This window comes from Kocuria sp. KKT182 (genome assembly GCF_055635395.1).
On sequence record NZ_CM145757.1, the window covers coordinates 112,110 to 129,869 of the forward strand.

Below are 17,760 nucleotides of genomic sequence, written 5' to 3' on the forward strand. Positions count from 1 at the left end.
CTGGGAGGATCCACCGGCCCGCCCGAAGCCCCGGCTTCCGGCGGGCCGGTCCGCGTCCGGGAGGAACGCGTCGATTGGCTAACGGGAACAGACAGGCGGCTGACCGTCGGCTAGGGTGAGGCGCAGAAGCAACCTCAGGGTATTCCAGGGATACTCGCCGGTTGCGTACAATAAAAGTCCCTCCCGGGACGGATAAGGAGCCATCATGGGAATCATCAGCTGGATCATCCTCGGCCTCATCGCCGGCGCCCTCGCCAAGCTCATCATGCCGGGCAGCCAGGGTGGCGGCATCATCGTCACGATCGTCCTCGGCATCGTGGGGGCCCTCCTCGGAGGCTTCCTCGGCTCGCTGATCGGCATCGGGGACCTGGAGTCCGCGTTCGACATCGGCACCATCATCACCGCCGTCGTGGGAGCCCTCATCGTGCTCTTCATCTGGGGCGCGGTCTCCGGCCGCAAGGGTCGCGCCACGCGCTGACCCCACCCCCGTCGGTCGCCGAGGCCCCGTCCACCGCTCCCGGTGGACGGGGCCTCGGCCCGTTCCGGGCCGTCCGCAGGCACCCCCTGCGGGCACCGCACCGAGGAGTGGCGCTGGGGGATACTGGGGCCATGACGCCCCCCGCCACCTCGCCCCGCACCCGCCCGACACCCGAGCTGCGCGCCCTGGCCGCCGCCGGCCCCCGCCGGATCAGCGTCCTCGGCTCGACGGGCTCGATCGGCACCCAGGCGCTCGACGTCGTGCGGGCCGCCCGCGAGCTCGAGGGCGCGGACCCGTTCACCGTGGTCGCCCTCGCCGCCGGAGCACGGCACCTCGAGCTCCTCGCCGAGCAGGCCCTCGAGACCCGCGCCGCGCTCGTGGCGACCAGCGGCACCGCCCAGGACGCCGCCCGGCTGGCCGGCCTCATCGCGGACGGGGCCGCGTCCGCCGGGGCCGGGGGATACCGCCCGGACGTCGTGCACGGGCCCGACGCCGCGTCCGCGGCCGCCGCCCACCCCGACGCCGACCTCGTGCTCAACGGGATCACCGGCTCCATCGGCCTCGCCCCCACGCTGGCGGCGCTGCGGGCCGGGCACCGGCTCGCCCTGGCGAACAAGGAGTCCCTGATCGCCGGCGGCGCCCTCGTCAAGGCCGCCGCCGCGGCCACCGGGGACCCGGACGCCCTGATCCCCGTGGACTCCGAGCACTCCGCGCTGGCGCAGGCGCTGCGCGGCGGCACCGCCGGGGAGGTGGACCGGCTCGTGCTGACGGCCTCCGGCGGGCCCTTCCGCGGCCGGTCCCGGGCGGAGCTCGAGACGGTCACGCCCCGGGACGCGCTGCGCCACCCGACGTGGGACATGGGCCTGATGGTGACGACCAACTCGGCGACCATGGTGAACAAGGCCCTCGAGGTGCTCGAGGCCCACCTGCTCTTCGACGTCCCCCTCGAGCGCATCGACGTGGTGGTCCACCCCCAGTCGGTCGTGCACTCCATGGTCCAGTTCGTGGACGGCTCCACCCTCGCCCAGGCCTCGCCCCCGGACATGCGCCTTCCCATCGCCCTCGGCCTGGCCTGGCCGCACCGGGTGCCCGGGGCCGCCCTGCCGTGCGACTGGACGCGCGCCACGGAGTGGACCTTCGAGCCCCTCGACCCGGTGGCGTTCCCCGCCGTCGAGCTCCTCAAGGCGGCGGGGGAGCGGGGCGGGACCTTCCCCGCCGTGTTCAACGCGGCCAACGAGGAGGCGGTGCACGCCTTCCACGACGGCCGGATCCGGTTCCCCGCCATCGTGGACACCGTCGAGGCGGTGCTGGGCGAGCACGACGACGACGGCCCGCTGGAGCTCGAGGCCGTGCTGGCGGCCGAGCGCTGGGCCCGCCGGCGGGCCCGCGAGGTCCTCGCCCGCTGACCGGGCCGGGCCCGGCCCCGCCGCACGTGCTAGTCTGTCAGGCGGATGACGAGTCCCAGCGTGCAGCCCTGGCTTGCTGGGCGGCAACCCTCTCCCGTAGTGGGGTGCCCCAGGTGAACCATCCGGCACCGGCCGACGACGGCCGGCGGCAAGTACGGTCCGACCGCGCACGCGCCCTCCGGCGCGCCCTCGACCGTGGCCGCCGGACCCGTTGGCCCCGGTGGAGACCTCCGACACCCCGGACCCACGGAAAGGCACCACATGCGATCGCAGCGCCTCCCCTTCCTCGCCCTGGCCACGACCCTCGGCCTCGCCCTCACCGCCTGCGGCGGCTCCGCCGGGGAGTCCTCCGGCGAGGGCGTGCTCGCCGACGACAAGGTCACCATCGGCGTGGTGGGCACCGACCCGACCCACGACGCCCTCCAGCGGGTGGCCGAGGAGCAGGGCATCACCGTCGAGTACGTCGACTTCTCCGACTACAACCAGCCGAACCCCGCCACCGAGTCCGGTGACGTGGAGATGACCTGGTTCCAGCACGTCCCGTTCCTCGCCGACTACAACAACGCGGCCGGCGGCTCCATCACCCCGATCGGCTCGACCTCGATCTACCCGCTGGGCCTGTACTCCAACCAGTACGACTCCGTGGAGCAGTTCCAGGAGGGCGACGAGATCGCGGTGCCCAACGACGCCGTGAACCTCTCCCGGGCCCTGCTCGTGCTCGAGGCCGCAGGTCTCGTGGAGCTGAGCAGCGACACCCTCATCCCCACCGAGCTCGACGTCGACACCGAGGCCTCCACGGTGCGGGTCACGCCGGTCTCCGCGGAGCAGACGGTGCTCTCGCTCGACTCGGTGGCCGGCTCGGTCATCAACAACGACTTCCTCTCGCGGGCCGACATCGACCCGCAGTCCGCGCTCGCCCAGGACGACCCCGAGTCCGAGGGCTCCCGCGCCTACGTCAACCTCTTCACCACCACGGAGGAGCTCGCCGACGACGAGACCCTCCGGCAGGTCGCGGACCTCTACCACGAGCAGGCCGTGCTCGACGCCGAGATGGAGGAGACCAAGGACACCGCCGTGCCGCTGCAGCTGGAGCCGGAGGAGCTCCAGGAGCTGACCGCGCGCTACCAGCAGGAGCTGAAGGACCAGGAGCAGTGAGCGCGGCGGTCCCCGCCGGGCCGCCCGCACCCGGGCGCCCGGACGAGGTGCTCGTCTCCTTCCGCAACGTCTCCAAGACCTTCCGCACCGGCTCGGGGCGGGCGGCGCGCGAGGTGCTCGCGGTCGACGACGTCACCCTCGACGTCCGCCGCGGCGAGATCTTCGGCGTGATCGGCTACTCCGGGGCGGGCAAGTCCACCCTCGTGCGCCTGATCAACGGGCTCGAGCCCGTGTCCTCGGGCTCCCTGACCGTGGAGGGCTTCGAGGTGGCCGGCCGGCGCGAGACCGAGCTGGCGCCCGTGCGGCAGGAGATCGGGATGATCTTCCAGCAGTTCAACCTCTTCACCTCCCGCACCGTCGCCGGCAACGTCGAGTACCCGCTCAAGCGGGCCGGCTGGCCGAAGGAGAAGCGCCGGGCACGGGTGGCCGAGCTGCTCGAGTTCGTGGGCCTCGCCGCCCGCGCCGGCAACTACCCGGAGCAGCTCTCCGGCGGGCAGAAGCAGCGCGTGGGCATCGCCCGCGCCCTGGCGACCAGCCCGAAGCTGCTCCTGGCCGACGAGTCGACGAGCGCCCTCGACCCGGAGACCACCCAGGAGGTGCTGCAGGTGCTGCAGCGGGTCAACCGGGAGCTCGGGATCACGATCGTGATCATCACCCACGAGATGGACGTGGTCCGCGCGATCGCCGACCGCGTGGCCGTGATGCAGGACGGGAAGGTCGTGGAGCACGGCTCCACCGTGGACATCTTCGCCCGGCCCCGCACCGAGACCGCCCGCCGCTTCGTCTCCTCCGTCCTGCACTCGGTGCCCGACGCCCGTGAGGTCGAGCGGCTGCGCCGCGCCCACCGGGGGCGCCTGGTGATCGTGGACGTCGGCGACGGCGTGGACATCGGCGGGGTGCTCTCGGACGGCGCCGCCCGCGGGGTCCGCTTCACCATCGCCTACGGCGGGATCAGCGTGCTCCAGGAGCAGTCGTTCGGGTCCCTGACCTTCGAGCTGACCGGTGCGGACGCGGCCGTGCAGGCCGTGGTCGACGAGATGTCCCGCATCACGACCCTGAGAGAGGTGGCCGCGTGAACGACTGGTCCGTCCTGGGACCCGAGCTGCTGTCCGCGCTCGGGGAGACCCTCTACATGGTGGCGGTCACGCTGCTGCTCGCCGGCCTGCTCGGTCTGCTCGTGGGCGTCGGCCTCTACGTCACCCGCCGGGGCAACATCCTGGAGAACCGGGCGGTGCACGAGGGCCTCAACCTCGTGGTGAACTTCGTCCGGCCGATCCCGTTCATCATCCTGCTGGCCGCGCTGGGACCGGTGACCCAGGGGGTCGTCGGGACCCGGCTGGGGCCCAATGCCGCGATCTTCGCGATGACCATCGGGGCCATGTTCGCGGTGGCGCGCATCGTCGAGCAGAACCTCATGAGCGTGGACCCCGGGGTCGTGGAGGCGGCCCGCTCCATGGGCGTCTCCCGCGGCCGGATCATCACCACGGTGATCCTGCCCGAGGCGCTGGGCCCCCTGGTGCTCGGCTACACGTTCCTGGTCATCGGCATCACGGACATGTCGGCGATGGCCGGTGCCATCGGCGCCGGCGGCCTGGGCGACTTCGCCCTGCGCCTGGGCTACCAGCGGTTCAACGACGAGGTCACGTGGGCGGCGGTCGCCGTCATCGTGGTCCTGGTCCAGCTCGTGCAGGTGGTGGGCAACCGGCTGGCCCGCCGGATCCTGCGCCGCTGAGGCGCCCCGCCCCGCAGCCCTCCGACGGCCGGTGCGCCTCCCTCCCGGGAGGGCACCGGCCGTCGTCGTGCCCTGGTGCGCCCGGTGCCCGACGTCCAGGATCGTGGTGCAGACTGGTCCTCGCCGTGCCGAGCGCACGGCCCCGACGTCCCCGGCGCCCGCCGGGGTCCCTCGACGATCCCGGGAGGTCCGACGGATGGGTGTCGTGCTGTTCCTCGTGGGCGTGCTGCTGGCCGCCGCCGCCATCGCGGTCTCCATCGCCCTCCACGAGATCGGCCACCTCGTGCCGGCCAAGCTCTTCGGCGTGCGCGTCACGCAGTACATGGTCGGCTTCGGGCGCACCGTGCTCTCCCGCCGGCGCGGCGAGACGGAGTACGGGCTCAAGGCGGTCCCGCTGGGCGGCTACATCTCCATGGTGGGGATGTACCCGCCGGCGCGCGCGGGCTCGACGGCCCGCGCCTCGAGCACCGGCGTGTTCCAGCAGATGGCGGCCGAGGCCCGCGGCGGCGCCGCGGACCAGCTCCTCCCCGGGGACGAGGACCGCGTGTTCTACCGGCTGCCCGTGTGGAAGCGGATCGTGATCATGCTCGGCGGCCCGGTGATGAACCTCCTGCTCGGGACCCTGTGCCTGGCCGTCCTGCTCTCCGGCTTCGGGACGGCGACGCCCACCACGACGGTCGCGTGGGTGTCCGAGTGCGTGGTGGCCGCGGAGCGCCAGGCCGCCGGGCAGACCGAGTGCCGGCCGGAGGACCCCCAGGCCCCCGCGAACGCCGCCGGGCTGCGCCCCGGGGACGTCGTCACGGCCGTCGACGGCGCCCCGGTCGGCTCCTGGGACGAGCTCACCGCCCGGATCCGGGACCGGGCCGGCGAACGGATCCCGGTGGTGGTCGAGCGGGACGGCCGGACCGTGTCCGCGGCGCTGACCCCCATCCTCTCCTCGCGGCCCGTGCTGGACGACTCCGGCGCCGCCGTGACCGGCGAGGACGGCGCCCCCCGCTACGAGGAGGTCGGGTTCATCGGCATCAGCCCCACCAGCGAGCCCGTCCGGCAGCCGCTGACCGCGGTGCCCGGGGCGGTGCTGGACGGGCTGCAGCAGATCGCCGGGGTGGTCCTGCACCTGCCGCAGCGGATCTACGAGGTGGGGGAGGCGGCGTTCTCCGACGCGCCCCGGGACCCGGACGGGCCGATCTCCGTGGTGGGGGTCGGCCGGATCTCGGGGGAGATCGCCGCGCACGAGGAGATCGCGCTGCGGGACAAGGCCGCCTCCCTCGTGGGCCTGGTCGGCTCCGTCAACCTGGCCCTGTTCGTCTTCAACCTGCTGCCGCTGCTGCCGCTCGACGGCGGGCACGTCGCCGGGGCGCTGTGGGAGGCGCTGCGCCGGGGGAGCGCCCGGCTGCTCGGCCGCCGCGACCCCGGCCCGTTCGACCCCGCCCGGCTGCTGCCGGTGACCTACGCGGTGGCCGTGCTGATGATCGGGATGTCCGTGCTGCTGATCTACGCGGACATCGTCAAACCGGTCCGGCTGTTCTGAGCCCGGGCCGGCCGGCGCGCCCCCGGGGCCGGCGGGCGTTCGGCGTGGGAGGAATCGCACCCCCGGCACCGGGGGCCGCCCCGGAGCATGGGGCACAATGGGAACCGGTGACGGGCCCGGCCAGCGGGTCCCGGCGCCACCGCTCCAGCTCCTGCCCTCGATTCCTCGGAGGAACTCCTTGACCCCGGTCAGCCTCGGCATGCCCGCCGCGCCCCAGCCCGTCCTCTCCCCGCGCCGGAAGACCCGGCAGATCCGGGTCGGGTCCGTGGGCGTCGGCTCCGACTCGCCGGTGAGCGTGCAGTCCATGACGACCACCCCCACCACGGACATCAACGCCACCCTGCAGCAGATCGCCGAGCTCAACGCCACCGGGTGCGACATCGTCCGGGTGGCGTGCCCGTCCCAGGACGACGCCGACGCCCTGCCGATCATCGCCATGAAGTCCCCGATCCCGGTGATCGCCGACATCCACTTCCAGCCGAAGTACGTCTACGCGGCCATCGAGGCCGGGTGCGCGGCCGTGCGGGTGAACCCGGGCAACATCCGCAAGTTCGACGACCAGGTCGGCCAGATCGCCCGCGAGGCCAAGGCCGCCGGGGTGTCCATCCGGATCGGCGTGAACGCCGGCTCCCTCGACCAGCGGATCATGGACAGGTACGGCAAGGCCACGCCCGAGGCGCTCGTCGAGTCCGCCGTGTGGGAGGCGTCCCTGTTCGAGGAGCACGACTTCCACGACTTCAAGATCTCCGTCAAGCACAACGACCCGGTCACCATGGTCCGGGCCTACCAGCTGCTCGCCGAGCGCGGCGACTGGCCCCTGCACCTCGGCGTGACCGAGGCGGGCCCCGCCTTCCAGGGCACCATCAAGTCCGCCACGGCCTTCGGCGCCCTGCTCTCCCAGGGCATCGGGGACACCATCCGCGTCTCCCTCTCGGCGCCGCCGGTCGAGGAGGTCAAGGTCGGCAACCAGATCCTGCAGTCCCTGGGCCTGCGCCCGCGCAAGCTCGAGATCGTCTCCTGCCCCTCCTGCGGCCGCGCGCAGGTCGACGTCTACACGCTCGCGGACGAGGTGACGGCGGGCCTCGAGGGGCTCACCGTCCCGCTGCGGGTGGCCGTGATGGGCTGCGTCGTCAACGGCCCCGGCGAGGCCCGCGAGGCCGACCTCGGCGTGGCCTCCGGCAACGGCAAGGGCCAGATCTTCGTCAAGGGCGAGGTCGTGAAGACCGTCCCCGAGGACCTCATCGTGGAGACGCTGATCGAGGAGGCCAACCGCATCGCCGCCGAGATGGAGACGGACGAGAACGGGGAGACCACGGCGGGCAGCCCCGTCGTGAGCGTCAGCTGACGGGCCGGTGACGGGCGGGTGAGGACGCAGCGGAGGACGGCGCCGCGGCTGGTGCCGGCGGGGGAGGTCGATCCGGCCCAGCTGGACCGGCTGCTCGAGGCGGACCCCGTCGCCCACGCCTTCGTGGCCGCCCACGTCGAGTCGTACCGCGGGAGCAGAGGCTCGCGGATCCCGCCCGTGGTCGGCACCGCCGGGCCGGACGGTGAGCTGACCGGCGCGTGCTGGGTGGGCACGAACGTGGTGCCCGTGTCCCTGGACGGCCCGGGCCTGGACCTCGTCGGAGGGCACCTGCGGCGGGGCGGGTCCCGGCACGCCTCGCTGTTCGGGCCCGCCGAGCTGGTCCTCGGGCTGTGGTCCCGGGTGGAGCGCTCGTGGCCCCGGCCCTTCGACCTGCGCCCCGTCCAGCCCCTGCTGGCCATCGACCGGGACCCCGCGCCCGCCCCGCACCCCGGCGTGCGCGTGGCACGCCCCGAGGACCTGCCCGCCGTGCTCCCGGCGAGCGCCGCCATGTTCGAGGAGGAGGTCGGGTACTCCCCGTACACGGGCGGCGACCGCGGGTACCGGGACCGGGTCTCCGCGCTCGTCGAGGCGGGGCGCTGCCTCGTGCTGACCGACGACGGGGGCCGCGTGGTGTTCAAGGCCGACCTCGGCTCGGTGGCCCGCGGCGTGGCGCAGGTGCAGGGCGTGTGGGTGGACCCGGCGCACCGCGGCCGGGGGCTGGCGGCGCCCTGCATGGCGGCGGCCGTGCGCCTCGCCCGCCGGCGCACCCCGGTGGTCAGCCTCTACGTCAACGACTACAACGTCCGGGCCCTCGCCACCTACCGGCGGGTCGGCTTCGAGCGGGTCGGGACCTTCGCCACCGTCCTGCTCTGAGCGCCCGGGGCCGCCGATCCCGGTGCGGCCGGGCGGGGCGGGGGGTGTAGATTTGACCGGAATCAGCGGCGCCGTCGGCGCCGCCCACCCTCTCGACGCCCGGGCCCGGCCGCACCACGCCGCGCTCCCCGGGAGAAACGGAGCCCTCGTGGCGCTGCGACTCTCCTCCCTGTTCCTGCGAACCCTCCGCGAAGACCCGGTCGACGCCGAGGTGGACAGCCACAAGCTGCTCGTCCGCGCCGGCTACATCCGCCGGGCCGCCCCGGGCATCTACACCTGGCTGCCGATGGGCCTGCGGGTGCTCGGGAAGGTCGAGCAGGTGGTGCGCGAGGAGATGGATGCGATCGGCGCCCAGGAGGTGCACTTCCCGGCGCTGCTGCCGCGCGAGCCCTACGAGGTCACGAACCGCTGGACGGAGTACGGGGAGAACCTCTTCCGCCTGAAGGACCGCAAGGACGCCGACTACCTGCTCGCGCCCACGCACGAGGAGATGTTCACGCTGCTCGTCAAGGACCTGTACTCCTCCTACAAGGACCTCCCCGTCACCCTCTACCAGATCCAGGCGAAGTACCGGGACGAGGCCCGCCCCCGCGCCGGTCTCCTGCGCGGGCGCGAGTTCGTCATGAAGGACTCCTACTCCTTCGACGTCGACGACGCCGGTCTCGACGAGTCCTACGCCAGGCACCGCGAGGCCTACGTCCGGATCTTCGAGCGCCTCGGCCTGCCCGTGGTCGCCGTCTCGGCCCAGTCCGGGGCCATGGGCGGCTCCCGCTCCGAGGAGTTCCTGCACCCCACGGTCATCGGCGAGGACACGTTCGTGCGCTCGCCCGGCGGCTACGCGGCCAACGTCGAGGCGGTGACCACCGTGGTGCCCGCGGAGACCGATCCCGCCGGGGCCCCCGAGGCACGGGTGCTCGAGACCCCGGACAGCCCCACGATCGACACGCTCGTGCAGCGCTCGAACGAGCTGCACCCGCGCGCCGAGGGACCCTGGACCGCCGGCGACACCCTCAAGAACGTGGTGCTCGCCGTCGTCCTGCCCGACGGCGCCAGGCGGCTCGTGGCGGTCGGCCTGCCCGGCGACCGCGCCGTGGACCTCAAGCGCATCGAGGCCGGCATCGGCGCCGCCCTGGACGTCTCCGGCGAGGTGCTGGTGGAGCAGGCCGGTGACGAGGACCTGCGCGCCTGCCCGCTGCTGGTCAAGGGCTACATCGGGCCGGGGCTGTCCCCGGACCAGGCCGTGCTCGGCGAGAAGTCCTCGACCGGCATCCCCTTCTTCGTGGACCCGCGCGTGGTCCGCGGCACCCGGTGGGTGACCGGGGCGAACGTGGCCGGCCAGCACGTCTACGACCTCACGGCCGGGCGCGACTTCGCCTGGGACGGCGTCCTGGAGTGCGCCGAGGTCCGGGCCGGCGATCCCGCGCCGGACGGCTCCGGCCCGCTCGAGGCGGCCCGCGGCATCGAGATGGGCCACATCTTCCAGCTGGGCCGCAAGTACGCGGAGGCACTGGGGCTGAAGGTGCTCGACCGCAACGGCAAGCTCGTCACCGTGACCATGGGCTCCTACGGGATCGGGGTCACCCGGGCGGTGGCCGCCCTCGCCGAGGCCTACCACGACGACAAGGGGCTGCTCTGGCCGCGCCAGGTCGCCCCCGCGGACGTCCACGTGGTCGCCACCGGCAAGGGCCCCGAGGTGCTGGAGGAGGCCGAGAAGGTCGTGGCCGAGCTCGAGGCGGAGGGGCTCGAGGTCCTCTTCGACGACCGGCCCAAGGTCTCCCCGGGCGTGAAGTTCGGCGACGCCGAGCTGCTCGGCGTGCCCACCGTGCTGGTGGTCGGCCGCGGCCTCAAGGACGGCGTCCTCGAGCTCAAGGACCGCGCGAGCGGCAGCAACGAGGACGTGCCCCGGGACGGCGTCGCCGCCGTGGTCGCCGCCGCAGTGCGCGGCTGATCCCGTGCAGGGGCTCGGCGCCTGGCTCGGGGCCTCGGGCCTGGAGCAGATGGACCCCGGCGTCGTCGCCCTGCTGGTGGCGGCCGGACTCGCCGCGGGATTCGTCGACGCCGTGGTCGGCGGCGGCGGCCTGCTGCAGCTGCCCGTGGTGCTGATGGTCCCGGGGATCAGCCCCGTCCAGGCCCTGGCCACCAACAAGATGGGCTCCGTGTTCGGCACCGCGACGAGCGCGCTGACCTTCTACCGGCGCACGTCCCCCGACCTGCGCACCGCCCTGCCCATGGCCGGCGTCGCGCTTCTCGGCAGCTTCGGCGGGGCGGCGCTGGCCGCGTCCCTGCCCGAGGCGGTGTTCCGCCCGATCATCCTCGCCGCGCTGGTGGCCGTGCTCCTGTTCACCGTGGCCCGGCCCACCGTGGGGCAGCTCACCGAGCTGCGCCACAGCGGGGCGCGGCACTACGGCACCGCGATGGTGATCGGCACCGTCATCGGCTTCTACGACGGCGTGATGGGCCCGGGCACCGGCTCGTTCCTGGTCATCGCCATGATCACGCTGCTGGGCTACAGCTTCCTGGCCGCCAGCGCCAAGGCGAAGATCGTCAATCTCGCGACCAACGTGGGCGCGCTCGTGTTCTTCTTCGGCCACGGGTCGGTGCTGTGGGGCCTGGGTCTCGTCCTGGGGCTGTCCAACATGCTGGGCGGCTACCTCGGGGCGCGCACCGCGGTGGCCCGCGGCAGCCGCTTCATCCGGGTGGTGTTCCTCACCGTGGTCTCGCTGCTCATCCTCAAGCTGGGCGTCGACGTGCTGCGGGGAGCCTGAGCCGCCCCACCGGGCGGGAGGTCACCGCGGCGGGTCGTCCCGGACCACGCCGGGCAGGGCGTCGACCTCCCCCGTGAGCGCGGCGCGCAGCCCGGTCGCGCGCTCGAGCGCCACGAGCGCCCAGCACCGGTCGCCGGCGTCCCCGCGGGCCAGCACGTGCGCGGCGGCATCCTGCACGTCCCGCGCCGCCGTGTCCGCGACCCGGCCGGGGTGCTCCCGCACGTCCTCGGGCAGGACGTAGGCGCCCGCCGGCAGCCCCGGGTCCGCCGCGAGCACCCGCCGGGCGGACGGGGACCCCAGGAGCTCCTCGACGTCCGCCCGCGCCCGGGCCGCCAGCTCGGCGGGGACGGCACCGGCCGGGGCGGCAACGTCAGGGGCGGCGGCGTCCGCGGCCGTCCCGGTGCGGGCGGCCAGCGCCTCGAAGGCGTAGCCGGCGCGGTCCAGCGCCGACCACAGGACGGCCCCGGGAGCGGTCGTCCCGCCGGGGGCCGGATCCCCGGCGGCGTCGCACAGGTCGGCGCCGGCCGGAGCCGGGACCTGCGGCGCCGGGCCCTGCGGGACCGCGAGCTGCCGGGCCGCCGTGGCCCGCGAGACCGCCGCCGCGGCGAGCACCCGCGCCAGGGCGGGGTCCTCGGCGGCCAGGGCGTCCCCGGCGAGGGCCGTCGCCGTCGTCCGCAGCACGGCGGACGCCGTGGCGCCCGGTTCCGCGGCGTCCCCGGCGTCCCCGGCGTCTCCGGGGCTGACGCCGCCGGTGCCGCCGGCGGGGGAGGGGCGCCCGGCCCGGGCGGCGGCGCTCGTGCGGTCGTCGGGCGCGGGACCGAGGGCCTCGAGCTGCCGGGCCAGGTCGGCGCGCACGTCCGCCCACGCGGCGGCGGGCGCCGGGGCGGGCGCCGCGAGCAGCGCCTCGGTTCCCCGCCACGCCTCGGCGCGCGCGACCTCGTCCGGGGGCACCGGCCGGGCGGAGTCCAGCCACCACGCCCCGGACGCCCCGGTGGCGAGCAGGACCCCCAGCACCAGCGGGAGCACCCGGGGGACGGGCGTGCGGGGATCGGTCACCGGGGGCTCCTGGGGGACGCGGCGGGGGACGGCGGAGGGCCGCGTTCATCATAGGATCTCCAGGACCGACCCCGACGTCCCGACAGCACGAGGAGACCCCGTGAGCGAGCAGAGCACCCCCGGACCCGACGACCAGCGGCTGGCCGAGCTGATCGGCCCCGCGGTCGAGGAGTCGGGGCTCGTCCTGGAGCACGTCGCCCTGAAGCCCGCCGGCACCGGGCTCGTGCTGCAGGTGCTCGTGGACCTGCCGGAGGACAGCACCGACAGCGTGGACATCGACCGGATCGCCGCGGTCTCCCGGGCCGTGTCCGAGCTCCTCGACCGCACGGACCCCGTGCCGGGCTCGGCCTACGAGCTGGAGGTGTCCTCCCCGGGGGCCACGAGGGAGCTCGCGGCCCCGCGGCACTGGCGCCGCTCGATCGGCCGGCTGGTGCGGGTCACCCCGGTGGAGGGCGAGAAGTTCACGGCCCGCCTGCTCGAGGTCGGCCAGGACGGCGTGGTCCTGCAGCGCAGCCACCAGGTGAAGAAGGGGATGCCGGCCCGACTGCTCGACCCGGAGCGCTGGGCCTTCGAAGCCGTGCGCCGGGCCAGGGTGGAGGTCGAGTTCACGGACTGACGGACCCGGCCACACTCGGCACGAGTGTAAGATGTGCCGTTGACGCCGCGGCGCCCACCGGCGCCGCGGTCCGCAGTGCGACGACAACCGAGTGCGACGACGAGTGCGCGAGCACGACCCGTGGCGGCGCCCCGTCATCCCCGACGGTGCGCTGCGCCGTCCCCGGGGCCGTCAGGTGAGGAAGGCCGGACATGGACATCGATATGAGCACCCTCCGACTGCTGGAGCGTGAGCGCGACATCCCCGTGGACCTGCTCATCCCCACCATCGAGCAGGCCCTCCTGCTGGCGTACCACAAGACCGCCGGCGCGCTGCCGGGAGCGCGCGCCGAGATCGAGCGCCGGACCGGCCACGTCACCATCTGGGCGCCCGAGCTGGACGAGGACGGCGAGGCGGTCGGGGAGTTCGACGACACCCCGGCCGGCTTCGGGCGGATCGCCGCCTCCACGGCCCGCCAGGTCATCCTCCAGCGCCTGCGCGACGTCGAGGACGACGCCGTCCTGGGCCACTTCAAGGGCCGGGAGGGAGAGATCGTCTCCGGGCAGATCCAGCAGGGGCACAACCCCCACATGGTCCAGGTCGACCTCGGCACCGTGGAGGGCGTGCTGCCCCCGCACGAGCAGGCCCCCGGCGAGAAGTACCCGCACGGCGCGCGCATCCGCGCCTTCGTCGTGGAGGTCAAGCGCGGCATGAAGGGCCCGTCCATCACGCTGTCCCGGTCCCACCCGGATCTGGTGCGCCGCCTGTTCGAGATGGAGGTGCCGGAGATCGCCGACGGCTCCGTGGAGATCATGGCGATCGCCCGCGAGGCCGGCCACCGCACCAAGATCGCCGTGCGCGCCACCCAGTCCGGGATCAACGCCAAGGGCGCCTGCATCGGGGAGATGGGCTCCCGCGTGCGCGCCGTGATGAACGAGCTGCACGACGAGAAGATCGACATCGTCGACTGGTCGGACGATCCCGCCCGCTGCATCGCCAACGCCCTGTCCCCGGCCAAGGTGTCCCGGGTGAGCGTGCTCGACGAGCGGGCCCGCTCGTCCCGCGCCGTGGTCCCCGACACCCAGCTGTCCCTGGCCATCGGCAAGGAGGGCCAGAACGCCCGCCTGGCCGCCAAGCTCACGGGCTGGAAGATCGACATCGTGCCCGAGTCGAAGGCCGCCGAGCGCCGCTGAGCCGCGCCGCGGCGGGACCGGCGCCCCCGCCCCGGGGCGGTCCCGGGATCCCGCGCGCCCCCGGTTTCGGCCCAGGGCGGTCCCCGGGATAGACTGGACAGCGGTCAGATCGTTGGTGGTCCCTGTCCGGCGCCCGCTCCCGGCCCGCACGGGACGTCCCCGACGTCCCGGCGCGAGACGAGGAGTACCGAGCGAGTGAGTGCAGACTCCCGTCGCACGTGCATCGGATGCCGGACCACCGAACACCCTGACCAGCTCGTACGTGTGGTGACCGAACCGACCGACAGCGGCCTCCGGGCCGTGGTCGACCGGGACGGCCGCCTCGGCGGTCGCGGAGCCTGGCTCCACCCCTCCCACGAGTGCCTGGACTCGGCCTTGCGCCGGCGCGCCTTCCGGCGCGCGTTCCGGGCGGTCGTGGACACGGAGGCGGTCGCCCCCGCACTGGACGCTCTGCTGTCCACGGGGGCAGCCCCGGCGACCGGACGCACGAGTGCCGACCACAGCCGTCCCCGGACGGCAGCCCGCGCGGTCCGACCGGACCGGTGACCACGTCCGTTCGCGGGTGAAGAACTGGAAAGCGAGTCAGAGAACCGATGGAAAACCGATGAGTGCCCAGCGATGAGTGCTTCGTTGTGCTCTGCCAACGGCCTCCCGCGACCCCGCGCCGTCCTCGACGGCCGATGCTCCGGGAGCCTCAACGGAAAATAAGTGGTTCGTGCCTGTTTCGGTGCGGACCGAGACAGGAGAGAAGTGGCCAAGCCCCGCGTTCACGAGCTCGCGAAAGAGCTCGGAATAACGTCCAAGGAAGCGATTTCCACGCTTCAGACCCTGGGTGAGTTCGTCCGAGGCGCGTCCTCGACCGTCGAGCCGCCCGTCGCCAAGAAGCTGCGCTCCGCCCTCGCCGGCCGGGCGGAGAAGTCCGCCCCGGCGGCCCCGGCGCCCGCCGGCAAGCCCGCGTCCAAGCCCGGCGCCTCGTCCCGGCCCGGCACCTCCGCGCCCGCCCCGGGCCCGGCGGCCGCCAAGCCCGCCGAGAAGGCGCCGGAGCGCGCGCCCGAGAAGGCCGCCGAGCAGCGGCCGGCCGAGAAGGCGCCCGAGCAGCGCTCCGCCGAGCCGTCCTCGACCCCGGAGCGGTCCGCGCCGCAGCGCCCGGCGGCCCCGGGCGCCAGGACCCCCGCCCCGGGCCCGCGCCCGGGCAACAACCCGTTCGCCAGCCAGCAGGGCATGGGCCGCAGCGGAGCGCCCCGTCCGGGCTCGGCCGCGCCGCGTCCCGGTGGCACCGCGCCCCGTCCGGGCTCGGCCGCGCCGCGCCCCGGTGCTCCCCGCCCGGCGGGTCCGCGTCCGGGCAACAACCCGTTCGCCGCCCAGCAGGGCATGCGCTCGGGCCGTCCCGAGCGCCAGGGCGGACCGCGTCCCCAGGGCCAGGGCCAGGGCGGTCCCCGCCCGCAGGGCCAGGGTCAGGGCGGTCCCCGTCCGCAGGGCCAGGGCGGCCCGCGGCCCCAGGGCGGTCCCCGCCCCGGCGGCGCACGCCCCAGCCCGAACATGATGCCCGGGCACACCACCGGCGTGGCCCCGATCGGCTCCCGGCCGGCCGGCGGCGGCGCAGGTCCCCGCCGCGGCGGTCCCGGCGGCGGCGGGGGCGGGTTCTCCCGTCCCGGCGGCGGCCCCGGCCGCGGCGGCCGCGGCGGCACCCAGGGCGCCTTCGGGCGCGGCGGTGCCCGCGGCAAGCAGCGCAAGTCGAAGCGGGCGAAGCGCCAGGAGCTCGAGCAGATGAAGGCCCCGTCCGTCGGCGGCGTCTCCGTGCCCCACGGCGACGGCACCACGGTCGTCCGCCTGCGGCGCGGCGCGTCCCTCACGGACTTCGCCGAGAAGATCAACGCGAACCCGGCCTCCCTCGTCACGGTGCTCATCCACCTCGGCGAGATGGCCACGCAGACGCAGTCCCTCGACGAGGAGACCTTCCAGCTGCTGGGCGCGGAGCTCGGGTACCGGATCCAGGTCGTCTCCCCGGAGGACGAGGAGCGCGAGCTCTTCGAGTCCTTCGACATCGACCTGGAGGCCGAGGCCGCGGCCGAGGGCGAGGACGTCCTGGAGGCGCGCCCGCCGGTCGTCACCGTCATGGGCCACGTCGACCACGGCAAGACCCGCCTGCTCGACGCGATCCGCAACACGAAGGTGATCGAGGGGGAGGCCGGTGGCATCACCCAGCACATCGGCGCCTACCAGATCGACACCGAGGTCGACGGCCAGGAGCGGCAGATCACGTTCATCGACACCCCGGGCCACGAGGCGTTCACCGCCATGCGTGCCCGTGGTGCCCAGGTGACGGACATCGCCGTGCTCGTGGTCGCCGCGGACGACGGCGTCATGCCGCAGACGGTCGAGGCGCTCAACCACGCCCAGGCCGCCGGCGTGCCGATCGTGGTCGCGGTGAACAAGATCGACAAGCCCGACGCGAACCCGGAGAAGATCCGCGGCCAGCTCACCGAGTACGGCCTGGTCCCCGAGGAGTACGGCGGCGACACCATGTTCGTCGACGTCTCCGCGCGCCAGAACCTCAACATCGACGACCTGCTGGACGCGATCGTGCTGACCGCGGACGGCGCGCTCGAGCTCTCGGCGAACCCGAACAAGGACGCCCGCGGCGTGGCCATCGAGGCGAACCTGGACAAGGGCCGCGGTGCGGTCTCGACCGTGCTCGTCCAGTCCGGCACGCTGCACGTCGGCGACGCGATCGTCGCCGGTGCCGCGTACGGCCGGGTGCGCGCCATGTTCGACGAGAACGGGCAGTCCGTCGAGGAGGCGGGTCCCTCGCGTCCCGTGCAGGTGCTGGGCCTCGACTCGGTGCCCCGGGCGGGCGACACGTTCCTCTCCACCCCGGAGGAGCGCACCGCACGCCAGATCGCCGAGAAGCGCCAGGCGGCGGACCGCAACGCCCTGCTCGCCAAGCGCCGCAAGCGGATCACGCTCGAGTCCTTCGACGAGGCCGTGGCCGCCGGCAAGATCGACACGCTCAACCTCATCATCAAGGGCGACGTGTCCGGTGCCGTGGAGGCGCTCGAGGACTCGCTGCTCAAGATCGACGTGGGCGAGGAGGTCCAGCTGCGGGTCATCCACCGCGGCGTCGGCGCGATCACCCAGAACGACGTCAACCTGGCGACCGTGGACAACGCGATCATCATCGGCTTCAACGTCCGTCCCGCCGAGCGCGTGACGGAGCTGGCCGACCGCGAGGGCGTCGAGATGAAGTTCTACTCGGTGATCTACAACGCCATCGACGAGGTCGAGAGCGCGCTCAAGGGCATGCTCAAGCCGGAGTACGAGGAGGTGGAGCTCGGCACCGCCGAGATCCGCGAGGTGTACCGCTCCTCCAAGTGGGGCAACATCGCCGGTGCCTACATCACCAAGGGCACCATCCGACGCAACTCCAAGGCCCGGCTCGTCCGGGACGGCAGCGTCGTGGCGGACAACCTCACCATCGACTCGCTGCGCCGGTTCAAGGACGACGCGACCGAGGTCCGCGAGGGCTACGAGTGCGGTATCGGGCTCGGCTCCTTCAACGACATCCACGAGGGCGACCTCATCGAGACGTGGGAGATGCGCGAGAAGCCGCGCGCCTGACCCGTCCCGAGTC

The 17,760-nt window shown here is 74.1% G+C and carries 15 protein-coding genes and 1 riboswitch; of the genes, 14 read left to right on the forward strand and 1 reads right to left on the reverse strand.

All coding sequences use genetic code 11. The features are described from left to right. Positions 1–205 precede the first annotated feature (205 nt). The 10 genes from ACZ2G1_RS00475 (at position 206) to ACZ2G1_RS00520 (ending at position 11,285) form a co-directional block, all read left to right on the forward strand. Positions 206–478 (forward strand): GlsB/YeaQ/YmgE family stress response membrane protein, encoded by a 273-nt coding sequence (locus ACZ2G1_RS00475; protein WP_017834137.1) that lies wholly within the window; start codon positions 206–208, stop codon positions 476–478. A gap of 131 nt (positions 479–609) precedes the next feature. Further along, a complete protein-coding gene (gene dxr, locus ACZ2G1_RS00480; RefSeq protein ID WP_232035319.1) occupies positions 610–1,884 on the forward strand; it encodes a 1-deoxy-D-xylulose-5-phosphate reductoisomerase in 1,275 nt (424 codons plus the stop codon). Between the two features lie 44 nt (positions 1,885–1,928). Then, positions 1,929–2,045, forward strand: a riboswitch (SAM riboswitch). A 100-nt stretch (positions 2,046–2,145) separates the two neighbouring features. After that, complete coding sequence (locus ACZ2G1_RS00485) at positions 2,146–3,039, forward strand: MetQ/NlpA family ABC transporter substrate-binding protein (protein WP_035929727.1); 894 nt, start codon at positions 2,146–2,148, stop codon at positions 3,037–3,039. After that, a complete protein-coding gene (locus tag ACZ2G1_RS00490) occupies positions 3,036–4,115 on the forward strand; it encodes a methionine ABC transporter ATP-binding protein (protein WP_017834140.1) in 1,080 nt (359 codons plus the stop codon). The genes ACZ2G1_RS00485 and ACZ2G1_RS00490 overlap by 4 nt, the downstream gene beginning before the upstream one ends. A 56-nt stretch (positions 4,116–4,171) precedes the next feature. Beyond that, positions 4,172–4,771, forward strand: coding sequence for a methionine ABC transporter permease (locus ACZ2G1_RS00495; RefSeq protein WP_081615817.1), 600 nt, complete (start codon positions 4,172–4,174; stop codon positions 4,769–4,771). Positions 4,772–4,967: 196 nt separating this feature from the next. Continuing rightward, complete coding sequence (locus ACZ2G1_RS00500) at positions 4,968–6,302, forward strand: M50 family metallopeptidase (protein WP_035929719.1); 1,335 nt, start codon at positions 4,968–4,970, stop codon at positions 6,300–6,302. Between the two features lie 178 nt (positions 6,303–6,480). Beyond that, complete coding sequence (ispG, locus tag ACZ2G1_RS00505) at positions 6,481–7,647, forward strand: flavodoxin-dependent (E)-4-hydroxy-3-methylbut-2-enyl-diphosphate synthase (protein WP_017832938.1); 1,167 nt, start codon at positions 6,481–6,483, stop codon at positions 7,645–7,647. A gap of 18 nt (positions 7,648–7,665) precedes the next feature. Beyond that, positions 7,666–8,520, forward strand: coding sequence for a GNAT family N-acetyltransferase (locus ACZ2G1_RS00510; RefSeq protein WP_241975697.1), 855 nt, complete (start codon positions 7,666–7,668; stop codon positions 8,518–8,520). Between the two features lie 148 nt (positions 8,521–8,668). After that, on the forward strand, positions 8,669–10,468 hold the full coding sequence (locus tag ACZ2G1_RS00515) for a proline--tRNA ligase (RefSeq protein WP_115162536.1): 1,800 nt from the start codon (positions 8,669–8,671) through the stop codon (positions 10,466–10,468). Between the two features lie 49 nt (positions 10,469–10,517). Then, complete coding sequence (locus ACZ2G1_RS00520) at positions 10,518–11,285, forward strand: TSUP family transporter (RefSeq protein ID WP_031282729.1); 768 nt, start codon at positions 10,518–10,520, stop codon at positions 11,283–11,285. 21 nt (positions 11,286–11,306) lie between these two features. On the opposite strand, the gene ACZ2G1_RS00525 is transcribed toward ACZ2G1_RS00520, so the two are convergent. Next, positions 11,307–12,341: a hypothetical protein gene (locus ACZ2G1_RS00525; protein WP_470377323.1), complete on the reverse strand. Its 1,035-nt coding sequence runs from the start codon at positions 12,339–12,341 to the stop codon at positions 11,307–11,309. Between the two features lie 100 nt (positions 12,342–12,441). Between ACZ2G1_RS00525 and ACZ2G1_RS00530 the strand changes: the two genes are divergently transcribed. From ACZ2G1_RS00530 to infB, 4 genes are all read left to right on the forward strand, one after another. Beyond that, positions 12,442–12,957, forward strand: a complete 516-nt coding sequence (locus tag ACZ2G1_RS00530; RefSeq protein ID WP_095651572.1) for a ribosome maturation factor RimP — start codon at positions 12,442–12,444, stop codon at positions 12,955–12,957. 191 nt (positions 12,958–13,148) lie between these two features. Continuing rightward, the gene (gene nusA, locus ACZ2G1_RS00535) at positions 13,149–14,129 is read left to right on the forward strand and encodes a transcription termination factor NusA (protein ID WP_017832933.1); all 981 of its coding nucleotides are present in this window, start codon (positions 13,149–13,151) and stop codon (positions 14,127–14,129) included. A gap of 267 nt (positions 14,130–14,396) precedes the next feature. Then, positions 14,397–14,675: a DUF448 domain-containing protein gene (locus ACZ2G1_RS00540; protein ID WP_229588731.1), complete on the forward strand. Its 279-nt coding sequence runs from the start codon at positions 14,397–14,399 to the stop codon at positions 14,673–14,675. Between the two features lie 204 nt (positions 14,676–14,879). Beyond that, on the forward strand, positions 14,880–17,747 hold the full coding sequence (infB, locus tag ACZ2G1_RS00545) for a translation initiation factor IF-2 (RefSeq protein ID WP_031282722.1): 2,868 nt from the start codon (positions 14,880–14,882) through the stop codon (positions 17,745–17,747). The last annotated feature ends 13 nt before the right edge of the window (positions 17,748–17,760 follow it).